General features: G+C 45.1%; 1 protein-coding gene. It reads right to left on the reverse strand.

All coding sequences use genetic code 11. The features are described 5' to 3' along the window. Positions 1–463 precede the first annotated feature (463 nt). A complete protein-coding gene (locus CWM52_RS25825) occupies positions 464–1,303 on the reverse strand; it encodes an IS110 family transposase (RefSeq protein ID WP_206057740.1) in 840 nt (279 codons plus the stop codon). Between the last annotated feature and the right edge of the window lie 127 nt (positions 1,304–1,430).

Here is a 1,430-nt window from a genome sequence, read left to right on the forward strand (position 1 = left end):
TTGTTGGAGTGAACATATCAAAAACAGGCAATTACACAATTTAAATTACAGTCTCATGATAAAGCTGTTTGCGTTAATGTATCCGGCCTCTTGCAAGTCAGCTGCTTTTGGCAGCAAGGCCATGATGGAATAAGCGCGTCAGGTTCCCAATAAGCTTCTTCGGCTGTTAAAGCCGTTTTTTTGTCCCGGGTTTACAAGACGCCATTGCACAGTTTTGTCATCACATACCCTGCAAACTGGTAAGATTTTAAGCGAGTTCAGATTTCTCGTTGCTGTAAATAAAAAGCGCCCGGTCGTGTCATGACAGCCCAGATAATTCGGGTAATTTTGTTCGCCAGTGCGACAACAACCTTATTGCGGTGTACACCGCGCTCTTCCATAAGTTGTACCCACTGTCCCAGAAAATTTGTTGTCCTGTTCAAATGCAGAACACAGGTTCGGGCTCCATGGATAAGCAGTTTTCTCAGGTAAGCATGCCACGTTTACTCATACCTAATAAACGTTGCTTGCCTCCTGTTGAGTATTCTCGTGGTACAAGCCCCAGCCAGGCAGCTAAATTGCGCCCTGATTTAAATTGTTGGCCATTACCTACAAACGCCGTCATTGCCGTCGCTGTCAATTTCCCTACACCGGGAATAGACGTCAGCCTTTTAGCTATTCCATCTGCATCAGCGATAGACTCAATCTGGCGACGTAAGTGCAACAGTTTTTCCTCAAGAGACCGATATTCCTGCCAGAGATCAATGAGTATATCCCTCATTGATGGACTCAGTTCGTTTTGCTCGTCAGATAACAGAGAAGGCATATCATGTGTAAATTTGGCAATTCCACTGTGGATAGTTAATCCGTATTCCAGGAGAAATGCCCTGGCCTGATTCACCACCGCTGTTTTATGAGAGACCACGCGTTCTCTGATCTGATGTAATGCCTGTAGATCGAGCTGTGCCGTTGTTTTTGGTATCACTGTCCGCATAGTAGGACGAGAAATGGCTTCGGCTATTGCTTCAGCATCAATCAGGTCATTCTTGTTTGATTTAACGAAAGGTTTTACAAATTGTGCCGGGACGATGCAGGGCGTATGTCCAAATGATTTAGCTTTTCTGGCCAGCCAATGGCAACCCGGACAGGCTTCCATTCCAATCGTTGTTTGGGGTAAGCGGGCTAGATATTCAATCAATTTAACGCGGGTAAAACATCGCCTAATCAGGATATTTCCTTTATCGTCCATTCCTACTACATGGAACGTATTTTTACCGATATCAATACCCATTCGGCTAAGGGACTGTGCTTTTGTTCGTGACATAACACACCTCCAATATAAGGGCTGACAGCAAGTGCAATTTTAGCAAGTTGAGTGGGGGCGAACCATTCCATTAGCTTTAACACCAGCGATAAAGCGTGAGCTGGTCAGCTATCTGATCGCGCAGTTT

It is taken from the genome of Raoultella sp. T31, from assembly GCF_002806725.1.
GTDB lineage: Bacteria > Pseudomonadota > Gammaproteobacteria > Enterobacterales > Enterobacteriaceae > Klebsiella > Klebsiella electrica.